This is a genomic window from Labrys sp. WJW, assembly GCF_001676615.1.
Taxonomy (GTDB): Bacteria; Pseudomonadota; Alphaproteobacteria; order Rhizobiales; family Labraceae; genus Labrys; species Labrys sedimenti.
Genome location: NZ_LYXZ01000040.1, coordinates 151309 through 174607 on the forward strand (window position 1 = coordinate 151309; position 23299 = coordinate 174607).

At 65.7% G+C, this 23299-nt stretch carries 19 protein-coding genes; 8 read left to right on the forward strand and 11 right to left on the reverse strand.

What is annotated here, in order from left to right:
- Positions 1 to 32: 32 nt before the first annotated feature.
- From sthA to BA190_RS24145, 4 genes are all read right to left on the reverse strand, one after another.
- Positions 33 to 1421: a Si-specific NAD(P)(+) transhydrogenase gene (gene sthA / locus BA190_RS24130; protein ID WP_068293492.1), complete on the reverse strand. Its 1389-nt coding sequence runs from the start codon at positions 1419 to 1421 to the stop codon at positions 33 to 35.
- A 138-nt stretch (positions 1422 to 1559) separates the two neighbouring features.
- Entirely contained in the window at positions 1560 to 1745 is a 186-nt protein-coding gene (locus tag BA190_RS24135) for a hypothetical protein (protein ID WP_068293497.1), read from the reverse strand.
- Positions 1746 to 1869: 124 nt separating this feature from the next.
- Positions 1870 to 2217, reverse strand: coding sequence for a hypothetical protein (locus BA190_RS24140; RefSeq protein ID WP_068293500.1), 348 nt, complete (start codon positions 2215 to 2217; stop codon positions 1870 to 1872).
- Entirely contained in the window at positions 2204 to 3124 is a 921-nt protein-coding gene (locus tag BA190_RS24145; protein WP_068293504.1) for an aminotransferase class IV, read from the reverse strand. The genes BA190_RS24140 and BA190_RS24145 overlap by 14 nt, the downstream gene beginning before the upstream one ends.
- A 159-nt stretch (positions 3125 to 3283) precedes the next feature.
- On the opposite strand from BA190_RS24145, the gene BA190_RS24150 reads away from it, so the two are divergent.
- On the forward strand, positions 3284 to 3931 hold the full coding sequence (locus tag BA190_RS24150) for a glutathione S-transferase family protein (protein ID WP_068293507.1): 648 nt from the start codon (positions 3284 to 3286) through the stop codon (positions 3929 to 3931).
- Positions 3932 to 3971: 40 nt separating this feature from the next.
- Here BA190_RS24150 and BA190_RS24155 read toward each other — a convergent pair whose 3' ends face one another.
- The 5 genes from BA190_RS24155 to BA190_RS24175 form a co-directional block, all read right to left on the reverse strand.
- Positions 3972 to 5006 (reverse strand): hypothetical protein, encoded by a 1035-nt coding sequence (locus tag BA190_RS24155; protein WP_068293509.1) that lies wholly within the window; start codon positions 5004 to 5006, stop codon positions 3972 to 3974.
- Positions 5007 to 5165: 159 nt separating this feature from the next.
- Positions 5166 to 6161 (reverse strand): rhamnose ABC transporter substrate-binding protein, encoded by a 996-nt coding sequence (locus tag BA190_RS24160; protein WP_068293511.1) that lies wholly within the window; start codon positions 6159 to 6161, stop codon positions 5166 to 5168.
- A 79-nt stretch (positions 6162 to 6240) separates the two neighbouring features.
- A complete protein-coding gene (locus BA190_RS24165; protein ID WP_068293513.1) occupies positions 6241 to 7251 on the reverse strand; it encodes an ABC transporter permease in 1011 nt (336 codons plus the stop codon).
- Positions 7248 to 9836 carry an ATP-binding cassette domain-containing protein gene (locus tag BA190_RS24170; RefSeq protein ID WP_068293516.1) on the reverse strand — a complete coding sequence of 863 codons (2589 nt, stop codon included), beginning with the start codon at positions 9834 to 9836 and terminating at the stop codon, positions 7248 to 7250. The genes BA190_RS24165 and BA190_RS24170 overlap by 4 nt, the downstream gene beginning before the upstream one ends.
- 122 nt (positions 9837 to 9958) lie before the next feature.
- Positions 9959 to 11230 carry an ROK family transcriptional regulator gene (locus BA190_RS24175; protein WP_068293518.1) on the reverse strand — a complete coding sequence of 424 codons (1272 nt, stop codon included), beginning with the start codon at positions 11228 to 11230 and terminating at the stop codon, positions 9959 to 9961.
- A gap of 366 nt (positions 11231 to 11596) precedes the next feature.
- Here BA190_RS24175 and BA190_RS24180 point away from each other — a divergent pair, with 366 nt between their 5' ends.
- Complete coding sequence (locus BA190_RS24180) at positions 11597 to 12310, forward strand: outer membrane protein (protein ID WP_068293524.1); 714 nt, start codon at positions 11597 to 11599, stop codon at positions 12308 to 12310.
- A 68-nt stretch (positions 12311 to 12378) separates the two neighbouring features.
- Here BA190_RS24180 and BA190_RS24185 read toward each other — a convergent pair whose 3' ends face one another.
- Positions 12379 to 13467: a saccharopine dehydrogenase family protein gene (locus BA190_RS24185; RefSeq protein WP_068293527.1), complete on the reverse strand. Its 1089-nt coding sequence runs from the start codon at positions 13465 to 13467 to the stop codon at positions 12379 to 12381.
- A gap of 225 nt (positions 13468 to 13692) precedes the next feature.
- Here BA190_RS24185 and BA190_RS24190 point away from each other — a divergent pair, with 225 nt between their 5' ends.
- The 6 genes from BA190_RS24190 (at position 13693) to prmC (ending at position 22455) form a co-directional block, all read left to right on the forward strand.
- Positions 13693 to 14121 (forward strand): Lrp/AsnC family transcriptional regulator, encoded by a 429-nt coding sequence (locus BA190_RS24190; protein WP_068293722.1) that lies wholly within the window; start codon positions 13693 to 13695, stop codon positions 14119 to 14121.
- Positions 14122 to 14315: 194 nt separating this feature from the next.
- Entirely contained in the window at positions 14316 to 16388 is a 2073-nt protein-coding gene (locus tag BA190_RS24195; RefSeq protein ID WP_068293529.1) for an OmpA family protein, read from the forward strand.
- 232 nt (positions 16389 to 16620) lie between these two features.
- Positions 16621 to 17871, forward strand: a complete 1251-nt coding sequence (locus tag BA190_RS24200; RefSeq protein WP_245314937.1) for an aspartate kinase — start codon at positions 16621 to 16623, stop codon at positions 17869 to 17871.
- Positions 17872 to 18135: 264 nt separating this feature from the next.
- Entirely contained in the window at positions 18136 to 20400 is a 2265-nt protein-coding gene (gene ptsP / locus BA190_RS24205) for a phosphoenolpyruvate--protein phosphotransferase (protein ID WP_068293532.1), read from the forward strand.
- A 109-nt stretch (positions 20401 to 20509) separates the two neighbouring features.
- Positions 20510 to 21589 (forward strand): peptide chain release factor 1, encoded by a 1080-nt coding sequence (gene prfA, locus BA190_RS24210; protein WP_068293535.1) that lies wholly within the window; start codon positions 20510 to 20512, stop codon positions 21587 to 21589.
- Complete coding sequence (prmC, locus tag BA190_RS24215) at positions 21586 to 22455, forward strand: peptide chain release factor N(5)-glutamine methyltransferase (RefSeq protein ID WP_068293538.1); 870 nt, start codon at positions 21586 to 21588, stop codon at positions 22453 to 22455. Before prfA ends, prmC begins: the two co-directional genes overlap by 4 nt.
- Positions 22456 to 22546: 91 nt before the next feature.
- On the opposite strand, the gene BA190_RS24220 is transcribed toward prmC, so the two are convergent.
- A complete protein-coding gene (locus BA190_RS24220) occupies positions 22547 to 23137 on the reverse strand; it encodes a CarD family transcriptional regulator (protein WP_068293541.1) in 591 nt (196 codons plus the stop codon).
- Positions 23138 to 23299 lie beyond the last annotated feature (162 nt).

Here is a 23299-nt window from a genome sequence, read left to right on the forward strand (position 1 = left end):
CGAAATGGGGACAGGGTGCGGACGGGGCTGCGCTATCGCCCCATCCGGTTCCAGGCGTCGAGGCCGGCGATCTTGTAGGCCTCGGCGAGGGTCGGATAGTTGAAGGTGTTCTCGATGAAATAGTCGATCGTGCCTTTGAGGTTGAGCACGGCCTGGCCGATATGGATGAGTTCGGTCGCCCCCTCCCCCAATATGTGCACGCCGAGCAGGCGGCGCGTCTTGGTCGAGAAGATCATCTTCATGATGCCGCTGTCGAGCCCCATGATGTGGCCGCGCGAAGTCTCGCGCAGCCGGGCAATGCCGACTTCGTAGGGAATACCCTTCTGGCGCACTTCCTCCTCCGTCAGCCCCGTGATGGAGATCTCCGGTACCGAATAGATGCCATAGGGGAAATATTCCGGCGGCGGCGGCGGATCGAGGCCGAAGGCGTGGCAGGCGGCCACCCGCCCCTGCTCCATCGAGGTGGAGGCGAGGCTGGGAAAGCCGATGACGTCGCCGGCCGCATAGATATGCGGCACCTCGGTCTGCAGGGTGGCGGGCGTGACGCCGATGCGTCCCCGGTGATCGGTCTTCAGGCCGGCCGCATCGAGGTTCAGCCTGTCCGTATTGCCGACGCGCCCGGCGGCGAACATCAGCATCTCCGAGGACACCCTGCGCCCGTCCCCCAGCTTGGTGACGACGCGGCTGTCCTCGCGCTCGATCGAGACCACCGGAGAGCCCAGGCGCAGCGAGACGTTGCGGTCCCGCAATTCGTGCATGAACTCCTCGATCAGTTCCTTGTCGATGAAATCGAGGAAGCTCGAGCGCGGTTCGATCAGCGTGACGGCGACGTCGAGCGCGCTGAAGATGGTGGCATATTCGACGCCGATCACCCCGGCGCCGATCACGGTGAGGCTGCGCGGCAACCGGGGCAGCTCGATGATCTCGTCGCTGTCGAAGACATTGTCCGCATTGAACGGCACGTAGTCGGGGCGGAAGGGGCGCGTGCCGCAGGCGATCAGGATGTAGTTGGCCGTTACCGTGCTCTTGGTTCCGGTCTCGGTGGTGATCTCGATTTCGTGCGGGCCGAGAAAGCGCGCCTCGCCGCGGGCCGTGCGTACGGTGTTGCGGCTGAACTGATGCTCCAGCACCTCGACCTCGTGGTCGAGCGTCTTCTGCAGACGCACCATCAGGTCGGTGGCACCGATATCCTGCTTGACGCGATAGGCCCGGCCATAGAAGCCACGCTCGCGCCAGCCCGACAGGTTGAGCACCGTCTCGCGCAGCGTCTTGGAGGGAATCGTCCCGGTATGCACCGACACGCCGCCGACGCGCCGCCCCTTCTCCACCACCAGGACCGACTTGCCGAGCTTGGCCGATTGTACGGCGGCACGCCGGCCGGACGGGCCCGAGCCGATGACGAGCATGTCATAATCATACATGGAGGGAAGTCTCTAGGCCGTTGGAACAAAGTGTCGAAAAGGCGGGAAATGCCCCGCAGCATCGTCATGCTGCATGACAGCATGAATGCACATAGGGGCCTTGCCTGCCAAGAGACAAGAAAAAATGCCACGGCGACATCAGGCGTCAGGCGGCAGGCCGATGGCGGCAAGGCGATCGAGAAAGCGCCGATGCAGCCGCTCCGATAGGCCGGCCACCGAGAAAACCAGGGCATGAAACCAGGGATTGGCATGGCCGATGTCGAATTCGAAGCCGACCACATGGCACTCGTCGCCCCCGGCGACATCGCGCAGAGCGGCAACCATGACGTCGCCGGCGTCGTCGAAGTTCCCCGCCCGTGGCGTTCCTCGACGAGGCGGAGCGAAAAGCGATACGTCCGGAGCGGGTGCTCCCCCTCCGGTCGCCTCGCCGCGGGGTCGGGACAGGCCATCATCGCGCACCCGGATCCGGTGTCTGGGACTGGAGAAGCTCACCCGTTTCGGCGTCGCGCAGGCACACGACGTCGGACAGGTGGAAGACATGAACCTCCCGCTGCTGATGCACCGACTCGCGTGATGTGTTGCAGGTGACATGTTCCCACCAATCGCCCGCATCCCGGCACCAGGCGATATCGTAGACGAGCACTTCGCGGCCATCGGCCATGCAGACGAGGGTGGCTTGCCCGTCCCGGTGCTGCAAGGTCTTGCGCAGGGAAGCCCCATATCCAGCCGTGATCGGGCCCCACCCCTGCTGCTCGATCGTCACGGCAGTATCCCAGGCTTCGTCATCGGCCGGCACCAGGGTCTGCCGACGCCACGTCCGCGACCGCCGTCGACCAGGCAGGATCCTCGTGCCTGGCCCAATAGGCCTCGAGCAGCGCCCTCGTGACCGGTCCCATGCGCCCTTCCCCGACGACGGCGGCATTGATCCGCGTCACCGGCATGATGCCGCCGGCGGTCGAGGTGACGAAGACTTCGTCGGCAGCCAGCGCCTCGGCTGCCGCCACGACCCTCTCCTCCAGCGGAAAGCCGAGCTCGGCGGCAAGGTCGATGGCGGTCTGGCGCGTGACGCCGCGCAGCACGCCACGGTCCGGCGTGGCGATCCGGCCCTGACGGACGGTGAAGATGTTGAAGCCGGGGCCTTCGGCAAGATTGCCCCCGGCATCCGTCAGCACGGCACTCTGGGCGCCGCGGTCATAGGCATCGTAGAGGCCCATGACGAAATCCAGCCAGTGATAATTCTTGACGGTGGGATCGACCGACTCCGGCGGGATGCGGCGGATGTCGGACAGCACGATCGAAAGCCCGGCCTCGCGCTGTTCGGGCTTGAGGATCCAGCCGAAGGGAATGGCAAAGCAGATCAACTGGTTACGGGCCTCGCGGAGATCGCGCGAGAAGGTCGGCGAGGTGCCGCGCGTCAGCACCATCTCGACATAGGCATCCTCCAAGCCGGAGCGGGCGACGCATTCGGCGAGGATCCGGGCCAACCCGCCGGGCGAGACCGGTAAAGTGAGGCGCAGCCTGTCAGCCGAGCGCGCGAAGCGCTCGATATGGCTGTCGAGACGGAAGAAGCGGCCCTTCCAGACATGCACGACGTCATAGGTCGCATCCGAATGCAGGAAGCCCCAGTCGAGCACCGAAATCTTGGCTTCCGACATCGGCACGAAGGCGCCATCGATATAGGCTGTTCCGGCAGGATAGTTCATGCGACCTCGCTCTTGCCCCAACGGCCTTCAATCGGAATCGGGCCTGTGCGATCTGCGCCCGGCAATGAAAATAATTCAAGGCCGATGTCGCCCTCCGGCAGGCTCGTTCGTCGTCACGATAGGCGGCCGAGAAGGTCGGCCAGGCAGGAAACCGATGCGATGACAATCACCATCACGGCCTTTGAACGTTCGCCCGACGGTGGCAAGGGGCTGGCGCGCGATACGCGCGTTCGCTGGGCGCTCGAGGAAGTGGGCCAGCCCTATGAGGTTCGCCTGGTTTCGTTCGCAGACATGAAGGCGCCCGGCCATCTGGCCCTGCATCCCTTCGGCCAGATTCCCACCTATGAGGAGGGTTCTCTGTCGCTGTTCGAGACCGGCTCGATCGTCTTTCACCTTGCCGAGAAGCATGCGGGCCTGCTCCCGAAGGGGCGCGATGCACGGGCGCGGGCGATCACCTGGATGTTTGCCGCGCTCAACACCGTGGAGCCGCCGATCCTCGAACTGGTGACAGCCAGGATATTCGAAGCCGACAAGCCTTGGAGCGAGGAGCGCCTGCCGCTGGTCAAGGACCGCGTTCGCGCCCGGCTCGACCAACTCTCGTCTCGCCTGGGCGCTGCCGACTGGCTCGACGGCGCGTTCAGCGCGGGCGATCTCCTGATGGTATCCGTGCTGCTGCGCCTGAGACCATCGGGCCTCCTGGACGAATATCAAAACCTGGCGGCCTATGTCGCTCGCGGCGAAGCCCGGCCCGCCTATATCAGGGCTTTCGCCGCGCAATTTGCGATCAACGCGCCCTCACCCCGCTGACCATGAGCCGGAAAGCTGAGCCGGCAGCGGGGACAACGACTTAACTTGGAGCCAGGGCATGGCCGCGAATGCGCCAACCGAGCGTGAGCGGGGTTTCGGGCTCGATCGTGAGCGCCGTGCGCACGCCGGCAAGCGCGATGGGATTGTCCGAGGCGGCGATCACCGATCCGAAATCAAAGGCCGAGGCCACCGGCTCGACGCCCACGCAAAGATGCCGCCCGTTCCAGGGCGGGAACTTGCGCCCGCGATTGCTCATCCACAAGAGGCAGGACGGGAGCTTCGCCGTGTCCCAATCGAGATCCCAGGCGACGCGATCATGCTCGTCGACGAGATGCACGCCGCCTTCGATGCCGCACAGCTGCAAGATGTCCTCGCGGTCATCGGCAAAGGGCAGTCTGTCGAAACGTTCGCTGCCGCCCGCTTTCACCACGACATCGGCAAGTGTCGTGAACCGGCGATCCGGCTCGGCCCGCGCCGCCGGCTCCGCGACCGGATGGGTCAGGCCGAACCGATAGGGGCCGGGCTCGATGCGGAAGGATCCCGGCGCACCGCGCAGGGCGAAGTTGGGATGAAAGCCGAAGGGCCTGACACAACGGCGCCGGGCCCGGATCTCGACGCAGACCTCCAGCCCGGGCTGCCCATCGATCGGCCGGATCGTGCGCGTGATCCGCTCGATCGGCGAATCGCCGGGATAATCGAGGCCGAGCGTGATCGCCTCCTGCGTGCGAGACACCAGCTTCCATTCAGCAGCCGCGCTGTAGCCATGCAGCAGGCGGTCGCTCGGGACCAGCGGATGGGCAGCCTCCGGCAGCGAGGCATCCACCAGCCTCCGCCAGGCGCCGACCAACGGATCATCGCCGCCATAGAGCCGCCCAAAGGGCAGGCAGGGCCAATCGCCGCGCAGATTCGCCAGGCCTGGCTCGACCGTCTCGCCGGCCGTGATCCAGGGCGCCTCGTGGAAGGGTTCGACGAAGCGGCCGTCCTCGAGGCGAAAGCGCACGCCGCCCAGAGCGGCGGCGCCGTCATGCACCGTCACCTGACCGTGTGACCAGTCGAGCGAGAAGGATTGCGGCATGTGAATGTCCCGAATGTCTGAACGAAGGTGGCTCGACCCTTGTCATTGCCGGGCTCGACCCGGCAATCCAGTCTTGCGTTCGAAGCGGCGACGACCGGTGCGCTGGATGCCCGGGTCAAGCCCGGGCATGACAAAGGTCCTCCCCCTTCGCCGGTTCGGCTAGAACTTGAATTCCTCGACATTGGCCGGCGTGACGATCTTAGCGGGACCGAGGACCACTTCGCCCTTTTCGCCCACCGTATAGTCGCCGAGCCGCCCGGCCTTGAACTTGTCGCCCGGCTTGCCCTCGATCTTGCACTGCGCCAATTGCTGGGCGCCGTAATAGGTGAGGTAGCCGAGATCCTTGACGTTCCACCAGATGTCCTGGACGGAGCCGTTCTGAATGTATTTCTTGATCAGGGTGGCCGGTGCCAGGCCCGTCAGCTTGACCTTGCCGAGGCTGCCCGCCTGTTCGAGGGCGCGCGCCGCGGCCGGCAGGCCGATGCCGGCGGGAATGATGATGCCCTTGAGGTTGGGAAAGGCCTGGACGAGGGCCAGGGCCTGCTGCTGGTTGACCTGCTCGCTCTCCTGGCCATAGGCGATCTGCACCAGCTTCATCTTGGCGAATTTCGGCTCCTTCATCTTGTTCTTGATGAAGTCGATCCAGGCGTTCTGGTTGGTGGCGGTCGGGGTGGAGGAGAGGATGGCGAAATCCCCCTCATAGCCGATCATCTGCCCCATGCTTTCCAGCATCATCTCGGCCAGGCTGTCGCCCTTGGCCTGGTTGAAGAACAATGCGCGGGCCGCTTCCGAGACGTCGGAATCGTAGGAGACGATCTTGACGCCCTGCTTGGCGGCGCGCTTGAGGGCGGGCGCCACGGCATTGGCGTCATTGCCGGAGATGGCGATGACATCGACCTTCTGGGACACGAGATTGTTGATGAATTCGATCTGGGCTTCGGCGGTCGCCTGGGACGGCGCCTGCTGGATCACCTTGCCGCCGATCTCCTTCTGGGCCTCCTCCGCCCCGGTCCTGGCGACCTGGAAATAGGGGTCGGTGTCGAGCTTGGGCAGGAAGCCGACGGTAACCGGCTCCTTGGCGCATTTCTCGGCCGCGAGGGCCGGGACCGCTGCGCCGAGCAGGATGGCCGTGGTCAGGATCAGGTGTGTTCTCATCGCTCTTTTCATCGCTGTTCTCATGGGCTCGTCTCCTCCTTCACGCCTTTTCGAGGTCGTTGTTGGTCTACGCTTTCAGTCAGGTCGTCCGTTCCGGCCCTTTCGGCAGGCCGGCTGTCTTGAACTTTGCCTGGAGGCCGCCATAGAGGCGCTGGGCCGTGGTGCTGAGCAGCAGCGAGAAGATCAGCAACAGCCCGATGACGGTGCCCTGCGCATCGCCGCCGATCTGGCTCAGGCCCAGCACGTTGCGCAGCGTGGCGATCAGCACCAGCGCCAGGAACACGCCGGTGAGCTTGCCCTTGCCGCCGAAGACGCTGACGCCGCCGAGCAGCGCGATGGTGATCACGTCGAGTTCCAGGCCGATGGCATTGTCGGCCCGCGCATTGGCGAGGCGGGCGGTGAATACGATGGAAGCGATGGCGCAGATGAAGCCGCTGAGCACGAACAGGCCGAGGCGGATGCGCGCCACCCGCACGCCGGCATAGAGCGCGGTATCGGGGCTGCCGCCGATGGCATAGATGCGCCGGCCGATGCCGCTCATCTGCAGGAGGACGGCAAATACCGGCGCCAGCACGAGGAAGGGCACGATCGTCCAGGGAATCGGCGTGTCGCCCAGCGTATCGATGCCGAAATCGGTGAAGCTTTCGGGAAACTCGTTCACCGAGCCGGTGCCGAGCAGGATGTAGCCGATGCCGCGGAACATCGCCATGGTGCCGAGGGTGACAACCAGCGACGGCAGGCCGAGATAGGTGACCAGCACGCCGTTGAAGGCGCCGGCCAGGATGCCCGCCAGCAGCGCCAGCGCGATCGCCCCCTCCAGCGGCAGGCCCTCGCGGATCAGCAGGCCGAACACCACGCTGCACAGGGCCAGGATGCTGGCAACCGACAGGTCGATCTCGCGGGCGATGATCAGCAGCACCATGGGCAGCACGATGAGGGCTCGCTCGGATGCGCCGGCAATGGCCTGCGAGATGTTGAAGACCGTGGCGAAGTTCGGCACCGCGAAGACCGCATAGGCGAGCACCACCAGCGTCAGCAGGGCCAGGAAATTCTCCCAGCTGGCGATCCTTTCGACGAGGCTGGCCTTCATCGCGCCCTCCGTCCCTGCTGGGTTCGCCGCCCGATCACGGTGTCGACACCAATGGCGAGCAGGATAACGAGGCCATAGACCCCCTGCAGCCAGAGCGGATCGACGCGCACCAGCGTCAGGCCGTTCTGGATCACCAGGAGCGTCAGCGCACCGAGCGCGACGCCCAACACCGTTCCGGCACCGCCCCTGATGGCGACGCCGCCGACCACCACCGAGGCGATCACGGTGAGCTCGAAGCCGAGCGCCACGCGGGCATCGATGGTGGCATAGCGTGAGGCCCACAAGGCGCCGTCGAAACCGGCCAGCAGGCCCGCCAGCATGAAGGCGCCGAGGACGAGCGCGGTGCGGCGGATGCCGATCAGGGCGGCTCCATCCGGATTGGAACCGATGGCATAGAGCTCCCGGCCAACTGGCCAATGCTTCAGGATCGCGCCGATCGCAACCAGGCAGGCAAGGGCAATGAGGATCACGGCCGGAATGCCGGCGATACGGGCGCTGGTCATGTCGAGCCAGGCCTGCGGCACCTGGTCGGCGCTGATCTGCCGCCCGCCCGCCCACAGGCTGTTCAGGCCGCGGAAGACCGAGAGCGTGCCGAGCGTGACCACGATCGCCGGCACCCGGCCAAGGGTCACCACCAGCCCGTTGAGGGCGCCGCAGGCAAGGCCGATGGCGCAGGCCGTGGCAACGCCGAGCAAGACCGAACTGCCGGGATGGGCGTGCATGAAGCTGGCAGCGCCATAAGCCGACAGGCCGATCACCGAGGCCACCGACAGGTCGATGTTGCGTGTGAGCAGGACCAGCATCTGGCCCACGGCGACGATCATGAGGAGCGCCGCATCCATGGCGATGGCGGTGAGGTTTTCGGGGCTGACCATGCGTGGATTGAGGAACATCACCGGGAGGACCACGGCCGCCATGGCGCCGACCAGCCCGACCTCGCGCCGGCGCAGCAGCGCCTTGAGCCAGCCAGCCTCGGCCTCCTCGGTCTTGGCCTCCTCGGTCTTGGCGGTCTCATCGCGCCGCATTTGCGGAGCCTCGATGGCCAGGGCGCCGCCGGCATCGGTGGCCGCGCGGATCACCTTTTCCTGATCAGCCTCTGCGCGTGTGAAGGCGCCGGCCATCCGGCCCTCGCGCAGCACGACGATGCGGTCGCACATGCTCACCAGTTCCGGCAGTTCGGAGGAGATCAGGATGATCGCCAGGCCCTGCTGGGCCAGTTCGGCGATCATGGTATGGACTTCGGACTTGCTTTCGACGTCGATGCCCTGGGTCGGCTCGTCGAGGATGAGGAGCCTGGGTTGGGTGGCGAGCCATTTCGACAGCACCACCTTCTGCTGATTGCCGCCCGAGAGCGTCTTCACGGGCTGGTCGAAGCTGCGGAATTTCAGTTTCAGCCGCTTGAGATGCGGCTCGACCAGGGACAGTTCCTGCCGCCGCATCACCAACCCGGCCATCGTCGCCTTCTCGATCACCGGCAGGGAGGCATTGTCGAGAATGGGAAAATCCATCACCAGGCTCTGGCCGAGCCGGTCTTCCGAGACATAGGCGATGCCAGCGGCCATGGCGGCGGGCGGGTCGGCGAAGGCCACCGCCTTGCCCGCCATCTCGATGCTGCCGGCCGTCGGCTGGTCGATGCCGAACAGCACGCGGGCAATCTCGGTGCGCCCGCTCCCGACCAGCCCGCCGAGACCGAGGATCTCGCCGGCCCGGACATTGAAGGAGACATCGTCGAACGCCCCTTCGCGCGACAGGCCGGAGACAGCGAGCACCTCCGCGCCAGGCTTGGACTCCCATTGCGGATAGATGGCCTTGAGCGGCCGCCCGATCATCATCTGCACGGCCTGGTCGCGGTCGAGTTCAACAGCCCGCTTCACGCCGATCAGATGGCCGTCGCGCAGCACGGCGATGCGGTCGGCGATCCGGAAGATCTCCTCCATGCGATGGCCCACGAACATCATCGCCACCTGCCGCGCCTTGAGATCGGCGACCACGGCGAAGAGACGCTCGACCTCGCGCTGGGACAGGGCCGCCGTCGGCTCGTCCATGATCAGCACCTTGGCATTGACCGACAAGGCACGGGCGATCTCGACCAGTTGCTGCTCGGAGGTGCGCAGCTCCTTCAAGGGATCCTCGGGCGAGCATTGCAGCCCGACGACATCGAGCAGGGCGCGCGCCTCCTCGCGCATGCGCTCATAGTCGATGCGGGCCAGCGAGCGTCGCGGCATGTGGCCGACGAAGATGTTCTCGAACACCGTCAGGTCGCCGAACAGGCCGGGATGCTGGTGCATCACCGCAATGCCGCGGCGCTGTGCCTCCAGCGGCGACCAATGCTCCACCGGCTGGCCGCCGATGGTCACCGCCCCCTCGTCAGGCCTGTAGACGCCGGCGAGCAGCTTGACGCAGGTGCTCTTGCCCGCGCCGTTCTCGCCCAGCAGGGCCAGCACCTCGCCGGGCAGGAGATCGAAACTGGCATGGGAAAGGGCGATCGTCCCCCCGAAACGCTTGGAGGCATTCGCCAGGCCGGCAGCCGCGACGGGAGACGCGATCGAGGCTCCGAAATCCTCATCGGCCAGGCTGCTCTTCATGGCATTGCCCGCCAGCGATGACGCGACCGAGATACGCCCACCATCATCGTCCCCTCACCTTTAATTATTAAAGCAAATGGATATATCGATGCTCCCGAGCTGTCAAGTGCGGGACCGCCCCGCTAGCCGGCGCCGATATAGGTCTTCAGGCTGGCTCGGCCGATACCCGGCGCCTTGGCCTTCACCAGCGTGGCGCTGTCGGGCGCGAACATGGCGTAGAGCGGCAGGATGGCCGCACCGATGGCCGCCGCCCGCGGCCCCATGGTGCCAACCTCGATCGCGGGCGCGAACAGGCCTTCGGGCACGATCTCTCCGAAGCGACGCGACACCGCCTCGACCGTACGCTGCAGGATGGCGGCCGGCAGGATGCCGTCGATCACGATGGCCGAGACATCGACGACGGCGATGGCACCGACGATCGCCTGAGCCAGGGCGTCGGCGCAGTCCTCGACCCACTCGCCGAGAAAGGGCTCGGCCTTCTCGCCGATGTCATCGAGTTCGAGAGCCCGTCGGATCGGCACGCCGTTCTGGCGCAGATGGTTGGTGAGCACATAGATCGAAGCCCGGCGCAGCAGGATTTCGAAAGGCCCTTTCGGCGCCGGCACGCTCGACAGCAGCGAAGGCGTCACCGGATAGGGACCGAAGGCCGCCGAATTGCCGTTCGGGCCGGTTTCCAGATTGCCGTTGATGATCAGCCCGCCGCCGATGAAGGTGGAGATGAAAAGATAGATGAAATCCCGCACCTCGCGGCCCCGGCCATAGACGAGCTCGGCCGTCGCCGCGCCGGAGGCGTCGTTTTCGAAGAAAAGCGGCAGGTCGATGCTGTCGCCCAGGGCCTTGGCGAAGTCGAAATCCTCCCAGGCCTGGGTAATCGAAGCCGGCATGCCCAGTTCCTTGGTCCAGCTGTCCATGAAATAGGGCATCGCCACCCCGACACCGACCACCCGGCCGCGCAGATCGGGCGCCAGGCCGGCCCGGAAGGTGCGGACATAGGCGGCCGCCAGTTCCGCCACCACCTGCGGCTCGGGATATTCGTATTCGCTGGTCTCCATGCGCAGGGTCCGGCCGGTGAAATCGACCAGCACGGCATCGAAGGCCCGCCGGCCGACATGCAGGCCGATCGAGAAGGCGCCGTCGGGCGCCGGCGCATAGAGGGTGGAAGGCTGCCCGACCTGTCCGGCGCGCTTGCCCTCATGGCGGACCAGCCCGACTTCCTCGAGGTGATCGACGATGACGGCCACGGCCTGGGGCGTGAGATTGGCGGAACGGGCGAGCTCTGCCTTGGAAGCCCGGCCAAGGCGCTGCAACGCCTCGAGCACCACGCGCTCATTGTAGCGCCGCACCTGGACGGAATTGCTGCCCTTGCGGCTTTCCGGAGCGAACTGGCTCGACATGCGCGGCACTCTTCAATTTGCGGGCTATCACTTCCCGGGAAGGAAGTTATTATTAAAGCATTTTGATTAATTATCAAGGAAGTTCGCTCATCCTTAAAACATGGCAACGCCCCTAATCCCTCTTGCGCAATGCCTAACCTGGCCATCATGCCAAATTGCTTCGCGGCCTCCACCATGCCCGGATGTAACTGGCACGAAAGCATCCCCAGGTTTCTTCTTTGCCGTCGACCCGTTTGCGATCATCCGAGAAGTCAGCTTGACCAGACCTCACGTCATATAGCGGCCGACTGTGGCCAGCCGGTCACATACTCGGGCGCACAAGCATGCTACCCATTGCGCAACTTTGCGTTGAAGAGACTGAAGCAGATGAAAATATGTTTCGCGGCAGCTATCCTGGTCCTGAGCGCCTGTGGCGCTTCGGCGGCCGATCTTGCAATCGCGCCGGCGGAACCGGTCGCTCCGGCAACTATCTATGACTGGACTGGTCCCTATGTCGGCGCCCATGTAGGGTTTGGCTGGGGTCGGGAGCGCGATGACCAGAGCCGTCTGTTTCCTCCTGAAACCGATCCCGGCACTGGCGGCGGCGGCGTCGACAAATACGACATGGATGGGTTCCTGGGAGGCGTGCACGCAGGTTACAACTACCAGACGGCCCAGTTCGTGCTGGGTGCCGAAGGCGACATCGACTATTCCGGCTTCAAGGGCACGGGACACGGGACCTATCTGGGCGGCACCGTTCCCCGTACGCTCAAGATGGAGAATCGCTGGCAGGGCTCAGCCCGGCTGCGGGCCGGCTATGCCGTCGACAACGTGCTGCTCTATGCCACGGGCGGCCTCGCCCTCGCCGAAGGAAAGCTGACAAGTTCCGGTCCGAACATTGCGACCACCAGTTCCAGCAAGACCCATCTGGGCTGGACGGCGGGGCTCGGCGCCGAATATGCTTTCACGCAGAACTGGATAGGGCGCGCCGAGGTTCGATACACCGATTTCCAGAAGAAGCGCTACGCAACCTCCGACGGTCTCGTGAAGGCACGTTGGGATGAAGCGACCGCGAGTCTCGGCGTCAGCTACAAGTTCTGACGCGCACCGTCGTTCTTGGGAGCCGCGCCCAGGGTGGGGCCGTGAGCGCGCGCCAAGCTGGTAGCAAATTATCGGCCTGCCGTCTGCGCATAGGCGCTGCCGAAGCGATTGGCCAGGAAGGCCGACAAGGCGATGTCCTCCTGGCGGATGAAGCCCTTCTGCGGCAGTTCCCCTGCGGCCAGCATGTCCAGCACGGCACAAATGGCGGAGGCCGTCGTCACCTGGATGGCGCTGCGCAGGCGCGAGCCGACGCTGCGGTTGTAGATCTTGTTGGCATAGGTTTCCTGCACCAGATGGCCATGGCGCTTGCCGCTGACGGTGACGAAGATCACCACCACGTCCTGGATCGTCGCCGGCAGGGCATTTTCGAGAATGTCCTTGAGCACGTCGCGGCGATGCCTGAGATCGAGGTCGTTGAGCAGCGCCTTCATGATCGCCGCGTGGCCGGGATAGCGGATGGTGCGGTAATTCAGCGTGCGCACTCGCCCCAGATAGGTCTCGCACAGGCTGCCGAGGCCGCCCGAGGTGTTGAAGGCTTCGTAAGTGACGCCGTCGAGCGAGAATTCCTCGCGCTCCTCCATCGCCGGCACTTCGACCCGGTGGCCGTCGACGATCGCCTCGCAGGGCTCGCAATATTCGTTGATCACCCCGTCCGTCGACCAGGTCAGGTTGTAGTTGAGCGCGTTGGAGGGATATTGCGGCAGGGCGCCGACGCGCATGCGGATGGAATCGAGGCTGTCGAATTGCTGGGCGAGATCGTTGGCGACGATCGAGATGAACCCCGGAGCCAGGCCGCATTGCGGGATGAAGGCGCTCCTGGCCGACGCCGCGAGGTCACGCACCCGCCGCGTCGAGGCGACGTCCTCGGTCAAGTCGAGATAATGGACATTGGCCCGCGCCGCCGCCTCGGCGATACGGGTGGTGAGATGGAAGGGCGCGGCGCTGAGCACGGCATAGGCGCCGTCCAGGACGGTGCGCAGGGCTGCTCCGTCCTCGAGATCGAGTTCACGCTGCTCCACGCCTGCCGACAGTTCGGCGCCCTCCAGCTGCGCGGCTGACCGGTCGATCACGGTGACTTCATAGTCCCCGCTGACCGCCAGGATATCGGCGATGCACGCCCCGATCTTGCCCGCCCCCGCTACCACGATCTTGCGCATTGCCCGCCTCCCCCGCCGTGATTCCCTAGAGCAAAGCGCTTTCAAGACTGAACGCTTGTTTGCACTAACTCTTTGGTTCGACGCGTCTTTGCGATTCCAGATGACTCCGTCAAATCGCAAAACGCTATGGGCAAAAGCCTACGCCTGCCTCCCTGCCTTTCGAAGCCTGCATTTCGACGAAATGCCGAGCTATCTTTGCACAATGCCATCCACTATATCGTCATTATGACGACACCGGCCGATGATGCCCTGATTGCCATCCTGCGCGAGAACGCCCGCGCCTCCACGGCCGAGATCGCCCGGCGCCTCGGCGTTTCCCGCACCACCGTGCAGAGTCGCCTCGCGCGCCTCGAACATCGCGGCGTGATCGCCGGCTACACCATCCGGCTTTCCGAGGAGCATACCCGTTCGCTCCTGCGCGCCCATGTGCTGCTCACCACCGTGCCCAAGCTGATCCGCCAGGTGGAGGCGGGCCTGCGCGAAATTCCAGCCGTGCGCACGCTGCATTCGGTCAGCGGCAATTTCGACATGATCGCGGTGATCGAGGCCCGCTCGGTCGGCGAACTCGACGAACTCGCCGATCGCATCGGCGCGCTGGAAGGGGTCGAGCGCACTTCGACCTCTCTCATCCTGTCGACGCGGATCGAGCGCTAGGGCACGCCGAAAAGCGCGCGCCGGCTTTCGGAAAAAACAATGCAATAACAATGAATTATGGCATCTTTCCCAATTTCTAAATCGAGTCCGGTCATGTCAGGCATGTCCCGGCACCGACGGATATTCGACGATCCGCGTTCAGTTTCGGTTCAGCCGCAATCGGGATGATGGCGGCCCAATCAAGAGAGGTCGCGATGCTCCTGCGCAAGAAACTGATCAGTCTGGCTGGTACGCTGATGCTCGCCGTCTCGCCCACGGCGATCGTGCTGGTGCAGGACGCGCTGGCGCAGGATGCCCAGGCGCCGACGACGGAAGCACCCGCGCCGGGCGCCAAGCCCTCGGTCGAAGATATCCTGAAGCGCCACAAGAAGGGCGGCGGCCAGGATGGCGAGGGCGCGCCGGCAAAACGGGCCGCTCCTGCCGAATCGCAGGACCAGGATGGCGGCGCTCCGGCTGCCAAGCCGAAGCGGCAGAAGCCGAGCGCCGAGCAGGACGGCGCAGCATCCGGTTCAGGCGGTGACGAAACGCCTGCCGCCAAGCCCCGCCGCCAGAAGCCGGCCCCCGGGGCCGCCGGCCAGGACGCGCCCGGCGAACCCGCGCCCGGCGAAACGCCCCCCGCTGCCAAGCCCAAGCGCCAGAAGCCGGCTGCCGATTCGGCCGGCGAGGAAGCTCCCGGCAAGCCAACCGCGGGAGAACCTGCACAGGAGGCCCCGGCCGCAAAGCCCAAGCGCCAAAAGCCCACAGCGCCTAGCGACACCACGGGACAAGACACGCCCGCAGCAAAACCCCGCACTCCCACCGAGCCGGATGCGGATCAAGGCAGCGGCGCGCCCGCGCAGACCAAGCCTGTCCAGCCCAAGCCCGTGCCCCGGCAGCCCGCCGCCGGCGACGGCCAGCCGGGCGCAGGACAGGAAAACGGCGGCACGCCCGAACCGCGCGGCAAGCGCCGCGACCGTACCCAGGGCCAGCCCGGCACCGAGGGGACGCCGCAGGGCCTCGACAACGGCCAGCCGGATAGCCGTCCCTTGGATGGTCGCCCCGGCGGCCGCAACCAACTCCCCGGTCAAGGCGGGATTCCCCTGCCGGCCGACGGCACGCAACAGGGGCAGGAAGGCCGTCCGGGCCTTCCGCCGCAACCGGAGAACGGCGGCCAGCAAGGCCAGGGCCGCCCCCTGCAGGGCCCGGTCGACCGGGCGGCGGAGCAGCGTGCCATCGGCCTGTTGGGCGACACCACACCGCCCGATCGTCTCAACGACCAGCAATTGCGCCAGCGCCTTAACGTCTATCGCTCGGCCCTGTCCGCCGGCAACCTGTCGGAAGCTACCGAACAGGCCCTGATCCAGCGCCTGAACGGCGCGCGCGCCGCCCTGCGCAATCGCGTGGCCGACCAGGAATATGGCGGCGAACAGCAGCAGGGCCAGAGCGGGCAGGGCTCGCCCTTCGGCCGCTCCCAGTTCCGCCAGGGCTCGCCCCGGCCGCAGGACATCCCCGCGATCCTGGCGGACCGGCGCCCCTCCAACGTGCTGACCGTCGACCAGCTCAACCGGCGCATCCTGGTCTATCGCGATGCCGCCAACGACCAGCGCTACAACCCCGAGGATCGCGAGGCCTTCGCGCAATATCTGCAGGACGATCGCAACGACCTGCGCCGCCGCCTGTTGAGCGATCGTGGCCAGCGCACCGACCGCCTGCGCCGCTATGAAGGCGACGGGCATTTCGACGTGGACATCAATCCGCGTGGACAGCGCTACCAGAGCGTCTGGGCCGCGGAAGTCGACGACGACCAGATCGAGCAGCAATTCGCCTCCCGTCCGCTCAAGCCGCTGCCGCGCCGCTATGCGCGGTCCGAATTCCTTGCCCAGCCCGAAGCGGTGATGGAACAGCCGGCCATCCGCCAGTCCATCCCCAGCGTGGAACTGGACACCATTCATTTCGGCTTCAACGAATCATTCGTGCGCGAGGAGGAGATCGCCAATCTCGACCGCATCGGCCGCATCATCGAGCGGATCGTGGCCGCCCATCCCAACGAGGTCTTCGTGATCGAGGGCAATACCGATGCGGTGGGTGACGATGCCTATAATCTGCGCCTGTCCAAGGAGCGGGCCGAGGCGGTGAAGCAGGCCCTGACCCAATATTACGTGATCGCGCCGGACAACCTGGTCACGGCGGGCCTCGGCGAGCGCTATCTCAAGATCCCGACGCCCGAGCCCGAGCAGGAGAATCGCCGCGTGACCCTGCGCCGCATCACGCCCCTGTTGCAGAACTGACGGCTACCATCACGATCGCGGCGCACATCCCTGTCGGATGCGCGCCGCTTTTGCTTGCCATCCTCGGCCCTTTCGCTTAAATCCCGCGGCGCGGTGACCGCAGGTCTCCGCATCTCCTCGCCTCATGCATGTAGCCACGGCCGGGACCGCATCCTGGCCCGCTTTTGTGCGGCGTCCCCTCATCGAGAGCGTCTTACCAACGTTCGAGAATTCATCGGAGCCTAGTGGCCGTATGTCCGGCAGCCCGCGTCCCCGTCTTGTCATGAAGTTTGGCGGCACCTCTGTCGCCACTGTCGAGCGCATCAAGAATGTGGCGCAGCATGTCAAACGCGAGGTTGCCGCCGGCTATGACGTGGCGGTGGTGGTCTCCGCCATGTCCGGCAAGACCAATGAGCTGGTCGGCTGGTGCAACGAGGCCTCGCCGCTGTATGACCAGCGCGAATACGACACCATCGTCGCTTCCGGCGAACAGGTGACCTCGGGCCTGCTCGCGCTGACGCTCACCAGCATCGGCATCAAGGCCCGTTCCTGGCAGGGCTGGCAGGTGCCGATCGAGACCTCGGCCGCCCACGGCTCCGCGCGCATCTCGGCGATCCCCTCCAAGAATCTCGACGACGGCTTTGCTGCCGGGGAAGTTGCGGTGATTTCCGGCTTCCAGGGCATCGAGCCCCTGAGCGGGCGCATCACCACGCTGGGACGCGGCGGTTCCGACACCTCGGCTGTCGCCATCGCCGGCGCGATCGGAGCGGAACGTTGCGACATCTACACCGATGTCGACGGCGTCTACACCACCGATCCGCGCATCGTACCGAAGGCGCAGCGCATGGACCGCATCGCCTTCGAGGAAATGCTGGAAATGGCCTCCCTCGGCGCCAAGGTGCTGCAGGTGCGCTCGGTGGAGCTCGCCATGGTCCACAAGGTGAAAACCTATGTAAGATCGTCCTTCGACGATCCCGAAAACCCCAATCCCGGAACCCTGATCTGCGACGAGGAAGACATCATGGAACAGCAGGTTGTGACCGGCATCGCCTATTCGAAGGATGAAGCGCAGATCACCCTGCGCGACGTGGCTGACCGCCCGGGTGTCGCCGCCGCCATCTTCGTGCCCCTGGCCGACGCCAACATCAATGTGGACATGATCGTCCAGAACATTTCGGCCGACGGCGCTTCCACCGACATCACCTTCACCGTGCCGCAGGCCGAGTTCCAGCGCGCCAAGGACGTGATCGACAAGGCCCGCAAGGACGTGGTGTGCGACAATGTCGAGACCAACATGGACGTCTCGAAGATTTCGGTGATCGGCATCGGCATGCGCAGCCATGCCGGCGTGGCGGCAACCTGCTTCCAGGCCCTGGCCGGCCGCGGCATCAACATCCGCGCCATCACCACCTCCGAGATCAAGATTTCGGTGCTGATCGATGCGGCCTATACCGAACTGGCGGTCCGCACGCTCCACACGCTCTACGGGCTCGACAAGGCCTGAGCAACCGCGCCTTGTCCTCGTGACGACGGCACAGCGCCTCGATGACGCAGTGCCCGGAAGAAACGGAAATACTTCTTTCAATTTCCGTGAAATCTTGCGACAGAACAAAAAGTTAGTGCGTGCTTCGTTTGGATTCTCGCGCGAGGGACGCCCCTTATTCATTTTGTGACCGGCCGCTTCGCCAGAACCGGCCGGCGCTCTGAGGCAGCGGACGGCCCCGGGTTCGCCGGGTCGCCAGACCTGTCGAGGACATGGAGGCATCGGATGCGTGGCGCGATCGGCGGCCCGCGCCTGCTCCTCAAGCGGCTCCGCGAAGTCATGGCGGAGCCTGTTTCGGCGCAGGAGAGGCTGGACAAGACCGTGGTCTTGATCGCCGCGAACATGGTCGCGGAGGTCTGCTCGGTCTATGTCCTGCGCACCGACGGCACGCTGGAACTTTATGCCACCGAAGGCCTCAATCCGAACGCGGTGCATTTGACCACCATGCGCAAGGGCGAAGGCCTGGTCGGCCTCGTCGCCAAGGAGGCCGAGCCGGTCACCACCTCGGACGCGCAGCACCATCCCTTGTTCGCCTACAAGCCGGAGACGGGCGAAGAGATCTACAACGCCTTCCTCGGCGTGCCGATCCTGCGCGCCGGCGAGACGCTCGGCGTCCTGGTGGTGCAGAACAAGGCCCAGCGCGCCTATTCGGAAGAAGAGATCGAGGCGCTCGCTACCGTCGCCATGGTGCTGGCCGAGATGATCGCCTCCGGCGAGCTCCAGGCCCTGGCCCGCCCGGGCGCCGACCTCGCCAGCCGCCGCGCCCTGCAGCTGACCGGCGCGCCGCTCTCCGAAGGCGTCGGCCTCGGCCATGTCGTGCTGCACGAGCCGCGCGTGGTGGTGAAGACCCTGATCGCGGACGATGTCGGCCGCGAGACCGATCGCCTCGACAATGCCATCGTCGGCCTGCGCGATGCCATCGACGCCATGCTCGACCGCGGCGACCTCGCCCGCGCCACCGAGACGCTCGACGTGCTCGAAGCCTATCGCATGTTCGCGCAGGACCGTGGCTGGATCACCAAGATGCGCGAGGTCATCGCCACCGGCGTCACTGCCGAGGCGGCGGTGCAGCGCGTGCAGTCCGATACGCGTGCGCGCATGCAGCGCGTCGCCGATCCGATCCTGCGCGAGCGCCTCTACGATCTCGACGATCTCGCCAACCGCCTGCTGCGCCAGCTCACCGGCGACGGACATCACGTCCCCTCCGAGTCCATGCCCAAGGATGCGGTGCTGGTGGCGCGTTCGATGGGGCCGGCGGCCCTGCTCGATTATTCGCGCGACAATCTGCGCGGCCTCATCCTCGAAGAAGGGGGGCCGACCAGCCACGTCGCCATCGTGGCGCGGGCACTCGGCATTCCCACCGTGGGCGAGGTCGAGGGCATCACCAGCCTGGTCGAGCAGGGCGACGCCATCATCGTCGACGGCTCGGTCGGCGAAGTCCAGGTGCGCCCGGCCCCGGATGTCGAGCATGCCTATGCCGAGAAGGTGCGCTTCCGGGCCAAGCGCCAGGAGCAATATCTCGCCCTTCGCCACAAGCCGAGCCGCACCCGCGACGGCTGCGATATCAAGCTCTATATCAATGCCGGCCTCCTGGTCGACCTGCCGCACATCAAGGAAAGCGGCGCCGACGGCATCGGGCTGTTCCGCACCGAGCTGCAGTTCATGATCGCCTCGCAGTTCCCGCGCACCGGCGAGCAATATGCGCTCTACAAGGCCGTGCTGGAGGCGGCCGGCGACCGGCCGGTGACTTTCCGCACCCTCGATATCGGCGGCGACAAGGTGCTGCCCTATATGCACCAGATCGAGGAGGAGAACCCGGCGCTTGGCTGGCGGGCCATTCGCCTCGGCCTCGACCGCCCCGGCCTGATGCGCTCGCAGCTCCGCGCCCTGCTGCAGGCCGCCGCCGGGCGCGAGCTCAGGGTGATGTTCCCGATGATCTCGGCCTCCGAGGAGTTCGACCAGGCGCGTGGGGTGGTGGAGCGCGAGATCACCTTCTTGCGCCGCCACGGCAAGCCCCTGCCCGATCTGGTCAAGCTCGGCGCCATGGTCGAGGTTCCGAGCCTGCTGTTCCAGCTCGACGAGATCCTGCAGCGCACCGACTTCCTGTCCGTCGGCTCGAACGATCTCTTCCAGTTCCTCTATGCGGTCGACCGCGGCAATGCGCGCGTGGCGGGCCGTTTCGATACGCTCTCCCCATCGGTGATGCGCGCCCTGAAGATGATCGCCGACAAGTCCAACGCGGCCGGCGTGCCGGTGACATTGTGCGGCGAGCTCGCCTCCAAGCCGCTGGAGGCGCTTGCCCTGATCGGCCTCGGCTTCCGACAATTATCGATGACGCCGTCGGCGATCGGCCCGGTCAAGGCCATGCTGCTCGAGATCGAAGCGGCCGAGATCACCGAGCTCGTCGATCATCATCTCAAGCCCGAAGCGGACAGGCCGCTGCGCCTTGCTCTCAGGGAATTCGCCGCCGAACGCGGCATTCCATTATAGCCAGGCTGCTTTGGGAGTGCGGATGGCCCCCGTCCGCTTTTCTCCCCATGCGCCCCGTTTCCAAGATGCGGACAGGATGTCCGCGCTCCGACACTCCCAGGACCACCCTATGCTCCCCCTCGACCGCCTTGATGCCCTGCTTCGCCGCCGCGATTTCGTCGAAGCCGAGCTCGCTTCCGGCCCCGACGCCGATACCTATGTGACCCTGGCGCGCGAACTTGCCGAGCTCGATCCCGTCGCCGCGCTCATCCGTGAATGGCAGGGCGCGCAGGACGAGTTGAAAGGCGTCGAGGCCATCATCGCCGAACCGGCCATGGCCGGCGAGATGGCCGAGATGGCGGAGGAGGAGCGCAAGACCTTGCTCGAGCGCCTCGGCGAGCTGGAGACGGCGATCAAGCTTTCACTGCTGCCGAAGGATGCCGCCGACGAAAAATCGGCCATCCTGGAAGTGCGCGCCGGCACGGGCGGCGACGAAGCCTCGCTCTTTGCTGGCGATCTCCTGCGCATGTATATGCGCTATGCCGATCTGCAGGGCTGGAAGACCGAGATCCTGTCCGAATCCGAAGGCACCATGGGCGGCTACAAGGACGTCGCCCTGGCCATCAGGGGCAAGGGCGTGTTCGCCAAGCTGAAATTCGAATCCGGCGTGCACCGGGTGCAGCGCGTGCCGGTGACGGAAGCCGGCGGGCGCATCCACACCTCGGCCGCCACGGTCGCGGTACTGCCCGAGGCCGAGGAGGTCGACATCGCCATCGAGGAGAAGGACCTCAAGGTCGATGTCTTCAGGGCTTCCGGCGCCGGCGGCCAGCACGTCAACACCACCGACAGCGCCGTGCGCATCACCCATCTGCCCACCGGCATCGCCGTGGCGGTTCAGGCCGAACGCTCCCAGCACAAGAACCGGGCGCAGGCCATGGCGATGCTGCGCGCGCGCCTCTACGAGGCCGAGCGCGAGCGGGTCGACAGTGCCCGTGCGGCCGACCGGCGCGACCAGGTCGGCTCAGGCGACCGGTCCGAACGCATCCGCACCTATAATTTCCCGCAAGGCCGCCTGACCGATCACCGCATCGGCCTCACCCTCTACAAGCTCGACCAGATCGTCGCCGGCGATGCCCTCAACGAGGTGATCGACGCGTTGGTGACCGAGAACCAGGCCAGGCTGCTCGCCGCCAGCGAGGCAAGGGCGTGAGCACGCTCGGCCACCTTTATCGGGAACTCCTCGCCGCCTTCCGCACTGCCGCACTGCCCACACCCGAACTCGATGCCCGCTGGCTGGTAGCTGAAGCGACCGGCCTGCCGTCGACCGCCATCACGCTTTCCCCCGACAGCCCTGTGACGGTCGAGGCTGCCGAGAAGGCCCGCTCCTTCCAGGCCAGGCGCCTGCAGGGGGAACCGGTGGACCGTATCCTCGGGCACCGTGAATTCTGGAGCCTGGAATTTCGCCTGGGCCCAGCCACGCTGTCGCCAAGGCCGGATACCGAGACCATCGTCGAGACCTGCCTGTCCCTGCTGCCCGACCGTGAGGCGGCCTATCGCCTCCTCGATCTCGGCACCGGCACGGGTGCCATCCTGATCGCCCTGCTGCATGAAAGACCGCGTGCGAGCGGGATCGGGATCGACCAAGCGGCTGATGCCCTGGCGGTCGCAGGCCTGAATGCCACCGACAACGGCGTTGCCGAGCGAGCCGATTTCCGGCTGGGAAACTGGATGGAAGGCCTGGAGGATGAAGTCGACCTCATCGTCTCCAACCCGCCCTATATCCCTTCCGCCGACATTGCCGGGCTGGAACCGGAGGTACGCGAGCACGATCCCCTGCTTGCGCTCGACGGCGGCGTCGACGGCCTCGACGCCTATCGTCTCATTGCCGCCGACGCCCCTCGCCTGTTGCGCCCTGGCGGGCTGCTGGTCTTCGAGCTCGGCATCGGCCAGGAGGAGGCTGTGGCTGGGCTGATGCATCGTGCAGGCTTCGAGATGCTCGGTCCGGCGCGCAGGGACCTCGGGGGCGTTCCCCGCGCCTTGGCAGGCAAATGGCCGGGAAATTTGCGGCAGACATGAAATTGTCCAGGAGACGCCGTCACTCGGCGGCGTTGCGCGCAAAGAAAAACCCCGCCGAGGCGGGGTTTCATGTCGTCGGAAGCGGAAGGCCTCAGGCGGCGGCTTCCTCTTCTTCCTCGGCAGCCTCGTCGAACTCGGCCTCGGCTTCCTTGGCACCACCGCGCTTGGGACCCTTGGCGAGATTGGCTTCGATCACCTTCACGGCCTCGGAATCGATGAGGTCGTCGACGGCGGCGAGTTCGCGCGCCATGCGATCGAGAGCCGCTTCATAAAGCTGACGCTCGGAATAGGACTGCTCGGGCTGAGCATCGGAGCGATAGAGATCGCGCACGACCTCGGCAATGGCGATCAGGTCGCCCGAATTGATCTTGGCTTCGTATTCCTGCGCACGGCGCGACCACATGGTGCGCTTGATGCGGGCACGGCCCTTGAGCGTCTCGAGCGCCTTGGCGACCACGGCCGGCTCGGACAGCTTGCGCATGCCGACGGAAGCGATCTTGGTGGTGGGCACGCGCAGCGTCATCTTGTCCTTGGAGAAGGAAATCACGAACAGCTCAAGCTTGAAACCGGCTACTTCCTGCTCGTCGATCGACACGATTTTGCCGACGCCATGCGAGGGGTACACAATGCTCTCGCCCGTCTTGAAACCCTGCTTCGTGGACGTCTTCTTCGCTGTCGTCATGACGCTTCAACGCTCCTATCATTGGCGGATGCCGAATCGGCAGCCGCACCAAACCACGGGCAGGCTCACGCCTGTTGCCGCAAACACCATTCGACAGTGAAACCAGGCCAAAGCTTCAAGAGCCGCCGCGAGGAACGTCGAAATGAAGGACGGTCAAAAATT

Coding starts and splice junctions, on each gene's coding strand:
- BA190_RS24175 (WP_068293518.1), bottom strand. CDS start 11,230: ATGTCGAGCCAGTTCGCTCCGGAAAGCCGCAAGGGCAGCAATTCCGTC.
- BA190_RS24155 (WP_068293509.1), bottom strand. CDS start 5,006: ATGCCGCAATCCTTCTCGCTCGACTGGTCACACGGTCAGGTGACGGTG.
- BA190_RS24160 (WP_068293511.1), bottom strand. CDS start 6,161: ATGAGAACACACCTGATCCTGACCACGGCCATCCTGCTCGGCGCAGCG.
- BA190_RS24135 (WP_068293497.1), bottom strand. CDS start 1,745: ATGGTTGCCGCTCTGCGCGATGTCGCCGGGGGCGACGAGTGCCATGTG.
- BA190_RS24180 (WP_068293524.1), top strand. CDS start 11,597: ATGAAAATATGTTTCGCGGCAGCTATCCTGGTCCTGAGCGCCTGTGGC.
- BA190_RS24220 (WP_068293541.1), bottom strand. CDS start 23,137: ATGACGACAGCGAAGAAGACGTCCACGAAGCAGGGTTTCAAGACGGGC.
- sthA (WP_068293492.1), bottom strand. CDS start 1,421: ATGTATGATTATGACATGCTCGTCATCGGCTCGGGCCCGTCCGGCCGG.
- BA190_RS24165 (WP_068293513.1), bottom strand. CDS start 7,251: ATGAAGGCCAGCCTCGTCGAAAGGATCGCCAGCTGGGAGAATTTCCTG.
- BA190_RS24150 (WP_068293507.1), top strand. CDS start 3,284: ATGACAATCACCATCACGGCCTTTGAACGTTCGCCCGACGGTGGCAAG.
- BA190_RS24200 (WP_245314937.1), top strand. CDS start 16,621: ATGTCCGGCAGCCCGCGTCCCCGTCTTGTCATGAAGTTTGGCGGCACC.
- BA190_RS24195 (WP_068293529.1), top strand. CDS start 14,316: ATGCTCCTGCGCAAGAAACTGATCAGTCTGGCTGGTACGCTGATGCTC.
- BA190_RS24185 (WP_068293527.1), bottom strand. CDS start 13,467: ATGCGCAAGATCGTGGTAGCGGGGGCGGGCAAGATCGGGGCGTGCATC.
- BA190_RS24170 (WP_068293516.1), bottom strand. CDS start 9,836: ATGAAGAGCAGCCTGGCCGATGAGGATTTCGGAGCCTCGATCGCGTCT.
- BA190_RS24190 (WP_068293722.1), top strand. CDS start 13,693: ATGACGACACCGGCCGATGATGCCCTGATTGCCATCCTGCGCGAGAAC.
- ptsP (WP_068293532.1), top strand. CDS start 18,136: ATGCGTGGCGCGATCGGCGGCCCGCGCCTGCTCCTCAAGCGGCTCCGC.
- BA190_RS24145 (WP_068293504.1), bottom strand. CDS start 3,124: ATGAACTATCCTGCCGGAACAGCCTATATCGATGGCGCCTTCGTGCCG.
- prfA (WP_068293535.1), top strand. CDS start 20,510: ATGCTCCCCCTCGACCGCCTTGATGCCCTGCTTCGCCGCCGCGATTTC.